Source organism: Clostridium sp. CTA-19 (genome assembly GCF_054767855.1).
The window spans coordinates 39,191-56,173 of sequence record NZ_BAAABH010000022.1 but is presented as its reverse complement, the minus strand read 5'-3'; the positions used below and the strand labels follow the sequence as shown (position 1 = coordinate 56,173).

The following is a 16,983-nucleotide window of genomic DNA, read 5'->3' as shown; positions in this document are numbered from 1 at the left end:
ATTATTAATTTTAAAGAGTTACCATATTAAAAATATTTTATTATGGTAACTCTTTTTAAATTTATTTCCATATATGGTACTTATTAAGAGAAGATAATGTATAATTTATATATGATATTTTATTGGTGTATTAGTGTTATGCATATGATTGCAACACTACAACATTTTATAATAAGTTTTAATATGGAGTGAGGAAACATGGAAGAATGGTTTACAATTGAAAATATAGATGAGAATACCTACTCAATAAGTGAGTATGGTCATTGGGAAAAGGTACATTCATATTTGCTAATAGGAAAGGAATATGCACTTTTAATTGACACTGGATTAGGTATAGGAAATATAAAAAAAGAAGTTGATAAATTGACTAATTTGCCTATTATAGTTATTACAACTCATGTGCACTGGGATCATATAGGAGGACATAAATTCTTTAATCATATTTATGTTCATAAACAGGATGCAGAATGGCTAAGCAAGGGTATTCCCATTCCTAATAGTGTAGTTTGTAAAAATATAATGATGGAGCCTTTTATTAAAAATCCACCAATAGATTTTAAAATAGAAGATTATAAAGTTTACATTGGTAATCCAACTAAAATAATAGAAGATAATTATATTATAGATATTGGTTCAAGAAAACTTAGGGTTATACATACTCCAGGACATTCGCCAGGTCATATTTGCTTATTCGAAGAAGAAAAAGGGTATTTATATACAGGCGATTTAATATATAAAGGAACTTTATATGCGTTTTATCCAAGTACGGATCCTCAATTGTTTAAGAAATCAATTGATAAGATAAGTAACTTAAAGGGGATAGTGAAAATATTACCTTCTCACAATGAGTTAAATATAAATGTAAATTTAGTTGAAAAAATTAAACATGGATTTAAAGAAATTGAAGACAATGGTGAATTAAATCAAGGAAGTGGCTTATTTGATTTTGGTGACTTCAAAATAAAAATATAGTAAGATAAATTACAACTTTAAAAATAAATATTAAATATATTAAAGAATTCATAACGGTGTTATTTTTAAAGATATACTAAATTTATAATATATAATTTAAAAAACTGCCTAAAATAGAATGAAACTTCTATTTTAGGCAGTTTTTGTAAGGTTCTAAGTTGACTTTTAAAATTATCCATTCAAAAACTTGGATACTTAAAATTATTATTTCTCTAATAATTCGTCATAAGGCCAGTTTTTTTGACCATCTTTAAGGATGAATAATCTTCCTTCGTCAATTCCTTTTTCTTTTAGATATCCATAAGTTCTTTCAGCACCACCAGCGCCACCAGGACAAACTATAACAATTGGATCCTTAGATTCATTAAGCTTGTCTAAAACTTTATCAAGCTTTGCTTTATCTTCATCAGTTTTCACTGGATAAGCATGTGTAGGGATTACACCTTTTATGTGGTGTTCGTTAAATTCTTCTTCAACTTGTATATCTAACATTACAACTTTATCTTTGTTTTCTATGGCTTTTTTTAACTCTTCAGCAGTGTAATATTTAAATTCACTTTTATTTTCATCTTCTTTTTTGTCTTCTTTTTGTTCACTACTTTGATTAGTAGCTGTGTTATTTTTACTTTCATTTTTAGTGTTGTTTGCTCCACATCCAGCAAGTGTAACAGATGTAGCAACAAGTAAAGCTAACATTAAACTAGCAGTTTTTTTCATAATATTCCCTCCTGTATAGAAAAATTTACATCTTTACAAACAATGAAAAATTTGTAAATTCAAATTACATTATACTATAATTTGATGAAATATACATATATGAAATACAAATAGAAACATAGATAACTATTTGTATTTAATATACTGTTATTGTTAAATATTTATTTAGTTATATTTATTTTTCTTATCAGTTAAGAAAAAATAAGTACAACTATAGTTAGTTAAAAATTAAAATATAGTAATAAATTTAAGTTAAGATTCATACTAATGCAATAGGAATTTAAAATTGTAAAAACAAAACTAAGGTGTAAAGTGGGGGAACAATAATGGCAGTTGATACTATTAAAAATGACAAATGTTTAACTTTAAAAGATATAGCAAGTTGGGTTAAAAGTAAGGAGTGCCAGTATTATTTTGTAGAAGATATTATAGATTATAAGAGTACAAATCCTATTACTAATAAAGAATATAATAAGCTTATAGAACTATTTAAATCATATTCAGATAAAAATATAAAAGATATAAAAAAATTAAAACTTATAGAAAAAGATATACCCAGTGAAGAGGAATTTATTGATACTTTAAAAGAATATAAGATTTTAAAAAAATATATAGATAATATAGAATTAGAAGATATAAATTCAATTTTTAATAATAAAAATTTTAATATAAAAACTATAAAATATAGTTTAAATTCAATCAAAAATCAATTATTGTTTTTAAATAATAATGGCTTTGAAACTTTAGTTAGTCAATATGAAAAAGATAAAAATGTGCCAGTTAAATTAAATAATTTTTATACAAATTCAATGAAACTTTTAAAAAAATTAGCATTTTTTAATAAAAGAATTTATTCTATGAATATATATGTTCCTAAAAATATAGAAATATTGGACTTTAAAAAAGAGTTAAATGAAATATATAAAGATATAAAAGAAAATGGTAAATTAACATTAAAGTGCAAGATGAAAAATATAGCTATTTTTAATCTAATAAAAAAATGTAGAATAAACAAATGTAAAATAGAAACTGTAAATCACTATTTAGTAATGTATAATTATATGAAAATGAAATCAATAGAGAAAAAACTTATCAATTATTGGAATGAAAACTGTAATGAGTTCTTTTTAGAAAGAATTAATGAAATAAATATAAGTAAGTTATTGTTTATAGAAAATAAGCTACAACAAATAAAAAATATTATAGATTTTGAAGATAGTTATAAATCACAAATTTTAAAAGAATTTGCTAGAGATAATTTAAGAGAATTTTCTATATATAACATAGATAATATAGAAGATTTATATAATTTAGTTTTAATAAAAGAAAGAGAATCTACATTGAAGAATTTAAAAAGAAAAATAGTAAAAACAAGTAGAATGTTCTCTGATATAAGTATTTTAAAAGAGTTCTATACCTATGCTTATAATTATAATTATGAAGGTATAAAGAAAATGTATACCATAATAGAAGATAATCTAAAAAAATATGAAGATATTATTATTATGGAGGAAATAATATCTAAAATAAAGTCAACACTTCCAATGTTTTATGTAAATTTAATGTCAAGAAAAAGTGAATATTTCAAGTTGGACTATGAAGAATTATTTGAGTATGTGAAGTATAAATCTTTATTAAGCGGAAATTTAAAAAAAAATAAAAATATTAGATGTAGTACAGCGATTAAAGAAAAGTATAGACAGTGCTCTTAACATAAAAGTTATATAGGGAAAGAACTCAAATTTAAATTTATTTAATAAGTTTAAAATATTTTTACTCAAGATGCAGTATTAAATTTAAAATGTTTTAGAGAAGTTCTCATTATTTAGGTATCCAAGTATTGAAATGAATAAACTTAGTAGCTAAATTGAAATCTTATATACATGATTGATTAAAATTAAAGTCAATCATGTATTTTTATTTTTAAAATTAGAAAATATTATATAAAATTAAAAAATAATAAAAAAATACATGGTTAAATTAGCATAAATGTCGAAAATTGATATATTTTAACAATAATGATATAATAAATGCAAATTTATAGATTTCATACTATATTTTTAAAATTTAAATTATTTACCTATAGAATGTAGATATATGAGGTGTTATTAATGAGCAAAAATACCAAAAAAGTATTGTCTTTTGTAGCGTTAACATATGTAATTACAATTTTATTTTTTATAATGCTTCAAGGAGTTGGTGGAAAGTCAAATCCAAAAACTTTAAATCTAATAGGATTATCAATGACCTTTCCTCTTATTTCAATTATTATTGTTGAAAAATTTATATTTAAAGATACCTTAAAAAATTTTATTAAGGTTTCTTTAAAATTTAATATTTGGTTTTTTATTGGAGTATTAATACCAGTGGTGATGGGATTAATTATTAACATAGTTAGCATTATTAAGTTTAATACTATTATTTTTTCACAAAAGGAATTTGTATTTAATGTGATAATAGGATTATCAATTGCAGCCATATCAGCCTACATAGAAGAAGTAGCATGGAGAGGATTTTTATATAATAATCTAAAATTTTTAGGAATATTTAAGTTGTCCTTATTAATAGGATTCATATGGGCATTATGGCATACCCCTGTTACTATTTTATATAAATACCCTAGTAATCCTATCATAGGAGTAGTTATCAATTTTCTACAAATGTTTGTTATATCTATAATTATTACATATATTAGGGATAAATCAAGATCTGTATTTGCAGCAGCCCTAATACATGGAATGTTTAATACTATGATTTTGTCAAGTAACATGGATGATTTCAAAATTGTGTTAATAAAGATTTTTTTAGGTATTTCAATTATAACTGCATTAACTATATATGAATTTTATAAAAAAAGTGCAAATTTAATTAATTATAAAATATAGGGATATAGGGAAATAAGCTCCAACTTAAATTTATACATCAAATTTTTGTTATCAGTTAAGAAAAAATAAGCACAACTATAGTCAGTTTCTTTCAATTAGAGGCATTAAATCTTGAATTTGAGATATAAAATTAACTGAAGCTATATCCAAGATATACAGCCGTAATAAGAAGGATAGGCGTAACAAAATATATTATCCATAAATTATTTTTCAGTTAAATTTAAAATTTAGTAATAAATATATATTAAGTAAAGCCGGCCCTAGAAAAAGTATGTTCAGTATTACTAGGAGTACATCCACTAGTAATTAACCATAACTGTTAACATATAACAAAGAATTTATAAATTAAAATGGAATAAAAATGTGGTTTTATATTAAGTTTATGTTAAAAAATAATTAATATATTTAAAAAAGTAAAATATCGTATTATACTAAAATTGTATGTTACAAAATAATACAATATAGTACAAAGTTTTTAAATGTAGGGAGATAGATAAAATGTTCAATTTAAACCCAAAAGAAGAAAAGTTTTATAAGATGTTTTGTGAGCAAGCAACAAATGTATACAATTCAGCTTTAGTTTTAGGTGAGGCTATAAATGATTTGAAAAACAAAGAAAATGTAGCTAAGAAACTAGAAAAGTTAGAACAAGAAGGTGAAGATATTCTGTCCAAAGTGATTAAAAAACTTAACACAGCATTTATAACCCCAATAGACAGAGAAGATATTTATTCTATAAGTAAATCTTTGGAAAGTATTACAGATTTAATTGGTGGGACTATGCATAGATTTACAATGTTTGATATAAACGAATCTAATGTACAAGCTGAAAATTTATGTAGCATGATTGTTAATGTTACAAAAGAAATTATGGAATTAATGAATGAAATGAAATTATTGGATAAAAAGAATAATATACCTACAAAAATAAAAAATATAAAAAATATAGAATTAAACGGCGATAAATTGTTTAGAAAAACAGTTACAGAGTTATTTAAAAATGAAAAAGATGTCCTTACAATTATAAAGTGGAAAGAAATATATCAAATGTTAGAGGATACACTAGATAGTTGTGAAAATGTAGCAAATATAGTTGAAGGGGTTGTCATGAAACATGCATAGTACATTTTTAATAACTGCAATAATAGTTGTGTTAGTAATAATATTTGATTTTATTAATGGATTTCATGACACAGCTACAGCAGTAGCAACTTCAATTTCAACAAGAGCATTATCTCCTAAAGTGGCGATTTTATTATGTGCAGTATTCAACTTTATAGGAGCCTTTATGGGAACGGCAGTTGCTAAAACAGTAGGTGATAATATTGTAAGTCATAGTGCTATACCACAATGGGTTATTATGATAGTTTTAATAGCAGCTATTGCATGGAATCTTTTAACTTGGTATTTTGCAATACCAAGCAGTTCTTCACATGCCCTTATAGGAGCCTTAGTTGGTGGAGGAATTGCTTATACATATACACTGGATGTAGTTAATTGGTATAATCTTTTTCATAGTGTAATTTTATGGTTATTTTTATCTCCAGTTATAGGTTTTGTTGCAGGATATATAATAATGGTATTATTAAATTGGATTTTAAAACCATTTAAAGTACAGGTTGTAAATAAATTTTTCAAAAAACTTCAAATTGTAGCAGCATCTTTTATGGCACTAAACCATGGAGGAAATGATGCACAAAAATCTATGGGAATGATAACGATGGCCTTATTAAGCGGTGGATTTATAAGTGAATTTAAAGTTCCTACATGGGTTATAGCTAGTTGCGCGTTATCAATGGCTCTTGGAACTTCCGTAGGTGGTAAAAAAATAATAAAAACTATGGGAAGTGGAATGGCAAAGCTTAACCCGGTAAATGGTTTTGCAGCTCAAACAGGAGCGGCAACAGTAATATTAGGAGCTACGTTATTTCATGCTCCAGTAAGTACAACACATATAATTTCAACAACTATTATGGGTGTTGGAGCATCTAAAAATATAAAATCTGTAAAATGGTCTGTTGCTCAAAATATAGTATGGACATGGGTTTTAACTATACCTGTTACTGCTTTATTTTCAGCTATACTTGTATTAATAGCTAAATTATTTGTATAAAAAAAATCCTAAAATGTGAATTTAATAAAGCATTTTAGGATTTTTTTATGTAAATTAATATAATTATATACATATTACTAATTTATTTAAAATATCTTATATGATATAATATTTTAAGTATATGAAAAAAATGCCAAGTAAAGCATATCAGTTAATTAAATTGTAAAAGTTGTAAGAGTTATAGGTTAATTTGGTTTTATACATAGAGGCATAAACTCTAATTTTAATTTATATATGAAAAATTTTCACTTAATTTATGTATAGGTTAAAATTCTAGAGAAACTATAGTATGTTTATGTACAAGCTTTTAAAAATTAGGGGGAAAAATAATTTTTATGGAGGGCGAATAAGTGGCAAAAGAAAATTGGATTAACAAGAAAAGTATGAGAAAACGAATTTTAGTTATAATAGGAATTTCAATAACTCTATTTATATATTTATTTATAAGATTAGTATATGTAATGATAATTAAAGGTGATAACTATAAAAATCAGGCAGTTATACAATGGAATAATAATGTTACAGTAGGTGCTAAAAGAGGAAGCATATTAGATAGGGAAGGAAATGAACTAGCAGTAAGTGTAGATGTTTACAGGGTTGACGTAGATTTAAAATCACTTAGAGAGTCTTTAGAAAGAGAAAATATGAAGATGACAGAAGTTTCTTCTGCTGTTGCAGGTATATTAGGTATGGAGAAAGATGAAGTTAATAAAATGATGACAGCTAAATTACCTAATGGAGATCCAGTAAACAATATAATTTTAAAAAGAAGAATAGAAAAAGAAATAGCAGATAAAATTCAAGATTATCAAAAGAAAAATGGTCTTATAGGGTTTATAATATCTCCAGATACTAAAAGATACTATACAAATAATAATTTTGCATCACATGTATTAGGACATACTAATTCAGATGGTGAAGGATTAACAGGTGTTGAATTATACTATAATAAATATTTATCTGGTGTTCCAGGAATAAAAATTGATGAACTTGATGCTTTTGATGAAAATATTCCATATGAAACAGTAGATTATACACAACCGGTAGATGGCAGGGATGTTATATTAACATTAGATGAAAATATTCAACTTTTCACAGAAAAGGCTGCACAAAAAGCGTTAGATGATAATAGTGCAAAAGCAGTTTCAATTATAGTAATGAATCCTAATACTGGAGAAATTTTAGGAATGTCAAATAAACCAGATTATAATCCTAATGCTCCTTGGGACGGAGATTTAAATAGTGAAGAGCTTCAACAACTTTGGAGAAATAGGGCAGTGAATGATGCCTTTGAACCAGGATCTATATTTAAGGTTATAACTTCTATAGCAGCACTAGAAACTGGAACAGCACACGCCGGTGATGTTTTTCAATGTAACGGAAGTTTAACAATAGATAATGAAACAATACATTGTTGGGATAGAAACGGTCATGGACCTCTTACTTTTGAACAAATTATGGAACAATCTTGTAATGTTGGGTTCATGGAACTTGGAGCAAAAATGGGTAAGGAAACCTTATATAAGTATATAGAGCAGTTTGGCTTTGGTAAAAAGACAGGAATAGATCTTCCAGGTGAAGCTATAGGAATTGTAAAAACTCCTGAGCAAATAAGTAATGTAGATCTTGCTACAATTTCTTTTGGACAAACTAATACAGTTACTATAATGCAATTTATGCAAGCATTTAACTCCATAGTTAATGGTGGAAAGCTTATAACACCACATGTTATGAAAGAGATAGCTCATTATGATGAGTCTGGAAATAAAATAGTAGACCAAAATTATAAAGCAACGGTTACAGATAATGGTGTTAAAAAAGAAAGCCTAGATGAAATAAAAAAACAACTTGAATCTACAGTTGAAGCTAATGGTGGAACAAGTGCATATGTAAAAGAATATAAGACTGGTGGTAAAACTGGAACTGCTGAGAAAGCTGGGAACGGTGGATATGCTGCTGGAAAATATGTTTCATCATATGTTGGCATGATGCCAGTAGATGATCCGCAAGTAACAATTTTAATTTCTGTAGATGAGCCAGATTCATCAGCATATTATGCTAGTCAAACAGCAGCTCCAATAGGTAAAATGTTGTTTGAAGAGCTTGGTAATTATTTAGCTTTAAATCCTAGTTATTCATCTAATAAAGCTGGTACAGGTAAAGATGTAATAGTTCCAGAGGGTAGAGGATTAAAACAATCAGAAGGAATAGATTTAATAAAAGCAAGTGGACTAAATTACAAATTAGATGGTGAAGGTGAGTATATTACAGATATTTTACCAAAGCCAGGTCACACTTTAAGTGAAGGAACTGAAATAATTGTTAAATTAGGAAAGCTAAACAATGTTGATAAAATGGTTGAAGTACCAAATTTAGCTAATTATAGTGAGACAGAAACAAATGAAATATTAAATAAATTGGGATTAAAAGGTGAATTTGAAGGTACAGGAATTGTAAAATCTCAAAATATAGCTAAGGGAAAAGTTGTTAATAAAGGTACAGTTATAAAGTGTACTTTAGAAAAATAAATATGGATTTTAAATCCTTAACAGAATAAATTAGAACTGGTATTTAAGATGATATACTTCACCTTAAGTATCAGTTTTTTAAGATTGAAAAATTATGGAGGTTATTATGGAGAAAATTTTACTTGTAGAAGATGATAGTTCAATAATTTTAGGAATAAAATATTCATTAGAGCAGGAAGGCTTTTATGTGGATATTGCAAAGACTTTAAACATTGCTAGAGATTTTATAAAGGATAATAACTATAGTCTATTGCTTTTAGATATAAATTTGCCTGATGGAAATGGTTATGATTTTTGCAATGAAATTAGGGGAAATAGCGATGTAGGTATTATTTTTTTAACTGCTTGTGATGAAGAAGTTAATATAGTAATGGGATTAGATATTGGTGGAGATGATTATATTACAAAACCTTTTAGGGTAAGAGAACTTATTTCAAGAATTAATGCAGTTATAAGAAGGAAAAAGAAATTAATCAATTATGAAGAAAAGAAGATTTTAAAATTTGATGATTTAAAAATAGATACTTTAGCTATGAAGGTTTTAAAAAAAGGTGAAGAAATCATTTTAACATCATCAGAGTATAAACTTTTACTCTTATTTATAAATAACTTTGATATAACCCTTACAAGAGAAGTTATATTAGATAAATTATGGGATGATTCAGGTGAGTTTGTAAACGATAATACTTTAAGTGTTTATATTAAAAGACTAAGAAGAAAAATAGAGGATGATCCTTCTAATCCTAAATATATTATAACTATTAGGGGACTAGGTTATAAGTGGCAATGTAGAAGGAGTGAAGATTAATAAATGAGTAAAATTTTAAAAAATCCAGAGGTAAAGAAAATTTTAACTTTATTTTTAATAGTATTTTTAATATCTACAGTTTTTGCTACAATCATGTCTATATATTTTTGTAATGCTATGAAAAAAGAAGTTATAAATTATAAATCAGCACTTGTAGGAGCTATTTCTGATAAATATCCTATGGAGAAAGAAACAATAGTAAGATTAACTATCTCTGATAATAAAAAAGATAAAATTCATGTTTTAAAAGGAACGAGTTTGTTAAAACAATACGGTTATTATAATGATATGAACTTTGAAAATGAACCTATAGTAAAACATACATTTAAAAATTATATGTTTTTTACCATGGCTTTAATTTTTACAATATTCATGTTGTTTCTAATTATCATAATCATAATACTAAAAATTTATTATAAAGAAATATATTTAGGTATAAATTTTACTGAAAGCATAATAAAGGGAAATTATAATTATAATTTAGATTCCTATAGTGATGGCTATATTGGTATTTTAAAAAGTAATATTGTTAAAATGACCTCTATTTTAAAAGAACATTTAGATAAAGAAAAAAGAATAAAAGTGTTTTTAAGTGACACTATGGCAGACATATCTCATCAATTAAAAACACCAATGACATCACTTATAATGTTTAATGAGCTTATGATTAACCCTAAAATGGATTGGAATATAAGAAAAGAGTTTTTAGAAAATAGTGAAATTCAGCTTAAAAGAATGGAATGGCTTATAAAGAGTTTATTAAAACTTTCAAGATTAGATGCAGGTGTAGTTAAATTTAAAAAAGAAAAAATAAATATTAAAAATTTAATAAGTGAAGTTAAATCTTCATTATGGTCTTTTATAAAGGAAAAAAATATAGAAATTATTTTAAATGGAAATGAAGATTCTTATTATATAGGGGATACACAATGGTCTATAGAAGCCTTTACTAATATAATGAAAAATTCTGTAGAACATACTCCTAAAGATGGAACTATAATTATAAATTATGAGGAAAACAATCTTTATTCTGAAATTAAAATAAAGGATAACGGTATTGGAATTAGTAAAAAAGATTTACATAATATATTTAAAAGATTTTATAAAAGTAGCAATATTAATAAGAGTGATAGTGTTGGAATAGGACTTGCCCTTTCTAAAACTATAATAGAAAGTCAAAATGGTTCTATATATGTAAAAAGTCATGAAGGTAAAGGTGCAGAATTTATTGTAAGCTTTCTAAAATAGTTTATAAAGATTAGTGACTAATTTGTCACTATAATATTCACTATAAAGTAATCTTAAAGGATTACACTTAATAATGTAAGTTGAAAAAATAACTTATTAAGTTTTAGAAAGGGTGTTGTAAAAATGGAAATACTTAAAGCTAGAAATTTATCAAAAATATATGGAGATAATAATAATAAAGTATATGCATTAAAAAATGTTAATTTTTCTGTAAATAAAGGAGAGTTTGTTGCCATAATAGGTGCTAGTGGTTCGGGAAAATCAACATTATTGCATTTATTAGGAGGGGTAGACAAGCCAACTGAAGGAAAAATTTTTGTTGAAGATATAAATTTAGGTTCGTTAAAAGAAAAGAAATTAGCAGTCTTTAGAAGAAGAAATTTAGGAATCATATTTCAATTCTACAACCTAATTCCTGTATTAACAGCAAAGGAAAATATAACACTTCCAGCAGAATTAGATGGCAAAAAAATAGATAAAGAGTATCTTGAAGACATATTAAATACATTAGGACTTAAAGAGCGAGAAGATCATCTTCCAAATCAACTATCAGGAGGACAACAACAAAGAGTAGCCATAGGTAGAGCACTTATAAACAAACCTTCTGTAATTTTAGCTGATGAACCTACTGGTAACTTAGATAGTAAAAGTACAAAGGAAATAATGGAGCTTTTAAAATTAACAGTTAAAAAATATAATACATCATTAATACTTATAACTCATGATTTAAATGTTGCATCTCAGGCAGATAGAATAGTTAGAATAGAAGATGGAATATTAAGTGAAGATGAGGTGATATAGTTATGGGCTTTTACTTATCACTGACAATGAAATATATTAAAAAAAATAAGAAAAGAACTATAGTAACTATTATAGGAATAATACTTTCTGCAGCATTACTTTCAGGAATAGGAACAATAGCTGTAAGTATGCAAGAAACTATGACAAGAGATGTTATTAATGACAATGGAGATTACTATGGTATATTCAAAAATCTAAAAGGAGATAAAGTTAATGTTCTAAAAGATCATGTAAAAGTTGAAAAGGAACTAATATGGAATACCTCTTATATAGGTGAAATTCCTAATGAAAAAGGAAAAAGTATTGTTATAAACAAAGTAGATAAGTTTAATGAAACACTACAACCTTATAATGTAAAAGAAGGAGAATTCCCTAAAAAAGAAGATGAAATAGCAATCACTAATAAAGCTTTAAAAGTGTTAGGAAATAAAAAAATAGGAGATAGTATAACTTTAGATGTATTAAATGAAAATAAAAAATTAGAAAATAGAACTTTTAAAATTGTAGGGCTATTAGATAGTGTAGTAATAGAAAGTAAAAGTAATAATGTGTTTATGGCATTAAGTAATTTAAACAACGTTGATAATTCTACAAATTATGATGTATATGTAAAGCTAAAAAGTAACAGAAATATAAGAGCAGAATTTGAAAGTATTGCAAAGAATTTAAATATAGAAAAAATTGATGGTAAATTACCTATTGAGTATAATGATAGATTACTAGATTGTTATGGTCAAAGTGATTCAGAAAATTTAAACGGTGTTTTATTAACTATGTCAATAATAATTGGATCTTTAGTATTAATTGCAACAATAGCTACCGTTTATAATTCTTTTTCAATATCAATAGTAGAAAGAAAAAAATTGTTTTCAACATTGGCTTCAGTAGGTGCAACAAAATCACAAATTAAAAAAATGGTTTTTGCAGAAGGAATACTTATGAGCTTAATTGGAATACCAATAGGGATTTTCTTTGGAACTGCAACATTAAATTTACTTTTTAAACTTATGAATTATTTTTTAAAAGATTCAATGATAGGGTCATTAAATTTGCAAACTGTTATAAGTGGTAAAATTATTTTAATAAGTTTTACAGTTGTATTTATTACAGTGTTAATCTCTGCTTTAGCTCCTGCACAAAAGGCATCAAAGGTATCTATAATAGATGGTATTAGAGGAAATACAGACTATAAATTAAGAAAAGTAAAATCAGGTAAATTAATAAAACTTGTTTTAGGTGTAGAAGGACAATTTGCATATAAAAATTTAAAGAGAAATAAAAGAAAATATAGAGTTACTATTGCATCTTTAGTATTTAGTATAATATTATTCTTAACTTTTAATGGAATGTTAAGTAATTTTACTACTGCTTTTGACTCAATGTATTCTTTAACTAATTATGATTTTTTTATACCTATATATGATAATTTAAAAGATGATGTTAAAGATAAAATTTGCAAAGTAGATGGAATTGAACGTGTTTCAAATTTAAAACTTTTAAGTTGCAATTCAATTATAAAATTATCAGACCTTACAGATGAAGCTAAGGAGTTAGTTGAAAAGGAGGAAAATGTAAACTTAGGTGCTAATTATATGTCTGTTGGGGATAAAGAATTTGATATAATTAATAAAAAATTAATTGATGGAAATTTTGATGAAGAAGAAGCTTTAAAAGATAATGGTGCTATTTTAGTTTTCACAAATAAAATTATAGATAATGGGAAAATATCAGATATTGAAATGTTCAATTTAAAAGTTGGAGATTATATAACTTTAACTAAAAAGGATAAGAATGTATCAGTAAAAGTTAAAATAGTAGCTCGTACAAATGAGATTCCAACTGGTGTGGAGAATGTTTTAAAAGGACCTATACTTATAACTTCTAATAAAGTTTTTGACAGTGTATTAAATGAAGTTAAAAAACAAGATAGTACTGTGGAGTTTAATAGTTCAATAAATATAAAGTCATCAAACCCAAAAGAAACAAAAACGCAGTTAGAAAAAATATCACAGGAATATTCAAGCTTTAATATAATTGATTTAACAAGTGAAAAAGAATATATGTATAGAAGTAAGGTTGGTATAATGATATTTTTAAATGGATTTATAGCAGTGGTAACACTTATAGGTGTATCTAACATAATAAATACAATACAAACTAATATTGCTCTTAGAAAAAGAGAATTTGCTATGATACAATCCATTGGTATAACACCACAAGGGTTAAATAAAATACTATATTTAGAAAGTATATATTATGGTGTTATGTCTCTTATAATAGCCATACCTATAGGGCTACTTTTATGCTATGGCATTCAAAAATCAATGAGTATGCTAGTAAATATCAAGTTTGTATTTCCATATACATCAATAATAATTTCCATAATAGGAATATTCTTTATAGTTCTTATAGCTGGATATTTTCCAATTTCAAAATTGAAAAAAGAAAATATAATAGAAAATATAAGATTAGAAAATGTATAAAATATAAATTAACTAAGCCACCTTCTCAAAATTTTGTGAAAAGGTGGCTTAAAACTTTTAAAAAAGCTAAAACAAATATAGGGAAACAAGCTCCAATTTAAATTTATTCAATAACCTTAAAATATTTTATACAAGATGCAGTGTTGAATTCTAAATGAGTCTGAGCATGTCTCACTATTTTAGGTATTTAAGTTTTTGAATGGATAATTTGGAAAGTCAACTTGAACTCTATAAAATATAGTAAAAGTAGTAACATTATATATAAAAGTTAATAATTGTATATATAATGTTGTAAATATATTATATAATGATTAGTATTAAGGAAAAATAAAATTTAGAGGAGGACTTAATGGCTAAAAAAAGATATGAAACTAAAATACCAATTATAATTATGATTATATTATTTGCTATAGTTGGATTTTTTTCTGGAGCTAAATTAAGCGTTTTTGAAATACCAATAATTCTTAGATTATGCTTAGTAGTAATTTTTACTTCTATATCTATGATATTTAATATAATAATTCATGAAATAGGACATATAGTATTAGGAGTAATAAGTGGATATGAGTTTAAAGAGCTAAAAGTATTATCATTTACTATTTTAAGAGATGATAATGGTAAGTTAAAGATAAAAAAGGATACAAAATTAAAAGGTACTGCTTATGGTGGACAAGCTGTTTTAAATATAAATAGTAAAAACTTTCATAAAAATTCCATGATAAAGATGTTTTTAGGTGGTGGGCTTTTTAATTTAATATTTTCAATTATAACTTTAATTTTAATCTTTATTATAAATAATCCATACACTAATATATTATTTGCTTTAAATTCAGTTGTAGGAATTATGTTATTTATACTTAATTTAGTAATTTACAAATCAGAATATATGTTAAATGACGGTTATTGGATATATTCTTTAGTTAAAGATAATGAAGCAGTAGATTTATTACTTTTAGAATATTTAATAAAGGAAGGGGTAGAACCTAATAAATTAGATGAAAAATATCTAAATACTAATAAAGAAAAGGCTTCAAAATATTGCTCTGTTGCCTTAGAATATTATAGATATCTTAAAGCTATACATAATTTAGATATGGAAAGTGGAAAAGAAAAAATTAAAACTATAATAGAATTTGATAGTGAATATGATATAACACCACTTATAGGAACAATGTTTACCTACACACATGATATATTCTTTTATTATGCAGTAATAGAGGATAATATAGAAAAAGCAAAAGAATATTATGATAACAACAAAAGTTTTATAGAAAATAGCAAAGCTATAACAAAAGCAAGAGCATTAGCTACCTATGAAGCAAAAATAAATAAAGATACAGAAAAAGCTAAAGTAGTATTTAAAGAAGAATTTGAAAAAATAAAAAATAATGAAGATAAGGGTCTAATCACCTTTGAAGAGAAATTTACAAATAAAATGTTATTTTAGATAAAATAATGAATTTACCAGTAAAATATTCATTAAAAACTTGTAATGCTTTGAAATTACTGAGTTTAAAAGGTGTTTTGCTGGTTTGCTTTAAAAAATAAAAATCACTGGTAAAAAAACAATAAAACCTAGCAAAATCAATGGTTAAGATGTATAATAAAAAATAAAGAATGGCTATTTTTCAATGGTTGAACCTTAACATAAGATGTATTTAAATATAAATAAATTGTCTTTTAACTTTTTCAATACTTTTCGTTGAACCTTAACATAAGATGTATTTAAATGTGATAAAGCTATAACATATCAATTAACATATAAGTTGAACCTTAACATAAGATGTATTTAAATGAATGTGAAACTATTGAATTTAGTATAGAAAAAGCTGTTGAACCTTAACATAAGATGTATTTAAATTTGGGTACCCGAAGGGCGTTATCCAAAGAGGTTAAAGTTGAACCTTAACATAAGATGTATTTAAATTGTGTTGGCCAGTACAAGCCAGAGAACTTTATTAAGTTGAACCTTAACATAAGATGTATTTAAATTCTGTATTTTGCTGGTGAATATGCAGCTGCACAATGTGTTGAACCTTAACATAAGATGTATTTAAATTAAATTTAATTGATGAAATAATTAATGATGAAGAAGTTGAACCTTAACATAAGATGTATTTAAATTCTAGTTTAGACAAAGACAATAGAAATAATTATGAGGTTGAACCTTAACATAAGATGTATTTAAATTATAAATGGATATTCTTCAATATTAAAAAATCAAAAAGTTGAACCTTAACATAAGATGTATTTAAATTATAAATGGATATTCTTCAATATTAAAAAATCAAAAAGTTGAACCTTAACATAAGATGTATTTAAATGCACACCCAATCCTATTTTTAATTTTCTATACATTTTGTTGAACCTTAACATAAGATGTATTTAAATTTTGTAACTTTAATGAATCTAGTGTATTTACCTACCA

At 25.0% G+C, this 16,983-nt stretch carries 12 protein-coding genes and 1 CRISPR repeat array; of the genes, 11 read left to right on the top strand and 1 reads right to left on the bottom strand.

The window, feature by feature from the left end; all coding sequences use genetic code 11:
- Positions 1–198 precede the first annotated feature (198 nt).
- Positions 199–972 (top strand): MBL fold metallo-hydrolase, encoded by a 774-nt coding sequence (locus ACYUE0_RS12595; protein WP_061995656.1) that lies wholly within the window; start codon positions 199–201, stop codon positions 970–972.
- A gap of 204 nt (positions 973–1,176) precedes the next feature.
- On the opposite strand, the gene ACYUE0_RS12590 is transcribed toward ACYUE0_RS12595, so the two are convergent.
- Positions 1,177–1,689 (bottom strand): rhodanese-like domain-containing protein, encoded by a 513-nt coding sequence (locus ACYUE0_RS12590; protein WP_082761209.1) that lies wholly within the window; start codon positions 1,687–1,689, stop codon positions 1,177–1,179.
- Positions 1,690–2,015: 326 nt separating this feature from the next.
- Between ACYUE0_RS12590 and ACYUE0_RS12585 the strand changes: the two genes are divergently transcribed.
- From ACYUE0_RS12585 to ACYUE0_RS12540, 10 genes are all read left to right on the top strand, one after another.
- Positions 2,016–3,401 carry a hypothetical protein gene (locus ACYUE0_RS12585; RefSeq protein WP_460270856.1) on the top strand — a complete coding sequence of 462 codons (1,386 nt, stop codon included), beginning with the start codon at positions 2,016–2,018 and terminating at the stop codon, positions 3,399–3,401.
- A 399-nt stretch (positions 3,402–3,800) separates the two neighbouring features.
- Positions 3,801–4,574 (top strand): CPBP family intramembrane glutamic endopeptidase, encoded by a 774-nt coding sequence (locus ACYUE0_RS12580; RefSeq protein ID WP_460270855.1) that lies wholly within the window; start codon positions 3,801–3,803, stop codon positions 4,572–4,574.
- 498 nt (positions 4,575–5,072) lie between these two features.
- Entirely contained in the window at positions 5,073–5,696 is a 624-nt protein-coding gene (locus tag ACYUE0_RS12575) for a DUF47 domain-containing protein (protein ID WP_460270854.1), read from the top strand.
- Positions 5,689–6,687, top strand: a complete 999-nt coding sequence (locus ACYUE0_RS12570) for an inorganic phosphate transporter (RefSeq protein WP_061995661.1) — start codon at positions 5,689–5,691, stop codon at positions 6,685–6,687. Before ACYUE0_RS12575 ends, ACYUE0_RS12570 begins: the two co-directional genes overlap by 8 nt.
- Positions 6,688–7,037: 350 nt before the next feature.
- Entirely contained in the window at positions 7,038–9,215 is a 2,178-nt protein-coding gene (locus ACYUE0_RS12565; protein ID WP_061995662.1) for a stage V sporulation protein D, read from the top strand.
- A gap of 106 nt (positions 9,216–9,321) precedes the next feature.
- Positions 9,322–10,023: a response regulator transcription factor gene (locus ACYUE0_RS12560; protein ID WP_061995663.1), complete on the top strand. Its 702-nt coding sequence runs from the start codon at positions 9,322–9,324 to the stop codon at positions 10,021–10,023.
- Positions 10,024–10,026: 3 nt separating this feature from the next.
- Positions 10,027–11,271 (top strand): sensor histidine kinase, encoded by a 1,245-nt coding sequence (locus tag ACYUE0_RS12555; RefSeq protein ID WP_460270850.1) that lies wholly within the window; start codon positions 10,027–10,029, stop codon positions 11,269–11,271.
- A gap of 123 nt (positions 11,272–11,394) precedes the next feature.
- Positions 11,395–12,072: an ABC transporter ATP-binding protein gene (locus ACYUE0_RS12550; protein ID WP_460270849.1), complete on the top strand. Its 678-nt coding sequence runs from the start codon at positions 11,395–11,397 to the stop codon at positions 12,070–12,072.
- Between the two features lie 2 nt (positions 12,073–12,074).
- A complete protein-coding gene (locus ACYUE0_RS12545) occupies positions 12,075–14,555 on the top strand; it encodes an ABC transporter permease (protein WP_460270848.1) in 2,481 nt (826 codons plus the stop codon).
- A gap of 349 nt (positions 14,556–14,904) precedes the next feature.
- Complete coding sequence (locus ACYUE0_RS12540) at positions 14,905–16,002, top strand: site-2 protease family protein (protein ID WP_460270847.1); 1,098 nt, start codon at positions 14,905–14,907, stop codon at positions 16,000–16,002.
- 187 nt (positions 16,003–16,189) lie between these two features.
- Positions 16,190–16,946: direct repeats of the CRISPR family, unit length 30 nt; unit sequence GTTGAACCTTAACATAAGATGTATTTAAAT.
- Positions 16,947–16,983 lie beyond the last annotated feature (37 nt).

Excerpts from the sequence above, each read along its gene's own strand:
- ACYUE0_RS12595 (WP_061995656.1), top strand. The coding sequence starts at position 199 with ATGGAAGAATGGTTTACAATTGAAAATATAGATGAGAATACCTACTCA.
- ACYUE0_RS12590 (WP_082761209.1), bottom strand. The coding sequence starts at position 1,689 with ATGAAAAAAACTGCTAGTTTAATGTTAGCTTTACTTGTTGCTACATCT.
- ACYUE0_RS12585 (WP_460270856.1), top strand. The coding sequence starts at position 2,016 with ATGGCAGTTGATACTATTAAAAATGACAAATGTTTAACTTTAAAAGAT.
- ACYUE0_RS12580 (WP_460270855.1), top strand. The coding sequence starts at position 3,801 with ATGAGCAAAAATACCAAAAAAGTATTGTCTTTTGTAGCGTTAACATAT.
- ACYUE0_RS12575 (WP_460270854.1), top strand. The coding sequence starts at position 5,073 with ATGTTCAATTTAAACCCAAAAGAAGAAAAGTTTTATAAGATGTTTTGT.
- ACYUE0_RS12570 (WP_061995661.1), top strand. The coding sequence starts at position 5,689 with ATGCATAGTACATTTTTAATAACTGCAATAATAGTTGTGTTAGTAATA.
- ACYUE0_RS12560 (WP_061995663.1), top strand. The coding sequence starts at position 9,322 with ATGGAGAAAATTTTACTTGTAGAAGATGATAGTTCAATAATTTTAGGA.
- ACYUE0_RS12555 (WP_460270850.1), top strand. The coding sequence starts at position 10,027 with ATGAGTAAAATTTTAAAAAATCCAGAGGTAAAGAAAATTTTAACTTTA.
- ACYUE0_RS12550 (WP_460270849.1), top strand. The coding sequence starts at position 11,395 with ATGGAAATACTTAAAGCTAGAAATTTATCAAAAATATATGGAGATAAT.
- ACYUE0_RS12545 (WP_460270848.1), top strand. The coding sequence starts at position 12,075 with ATGGGCTTTTACTTATCACTGACAATGAAATATATTAAAAAAAATAAG.
- ACYUE0_RS12540 (WP_460270847.1), top strand. The coding sequence starts at position 14,905 with ATGGCTAAAAAAAGATATGAAACTAAAATACCAATTATAATTATGATT.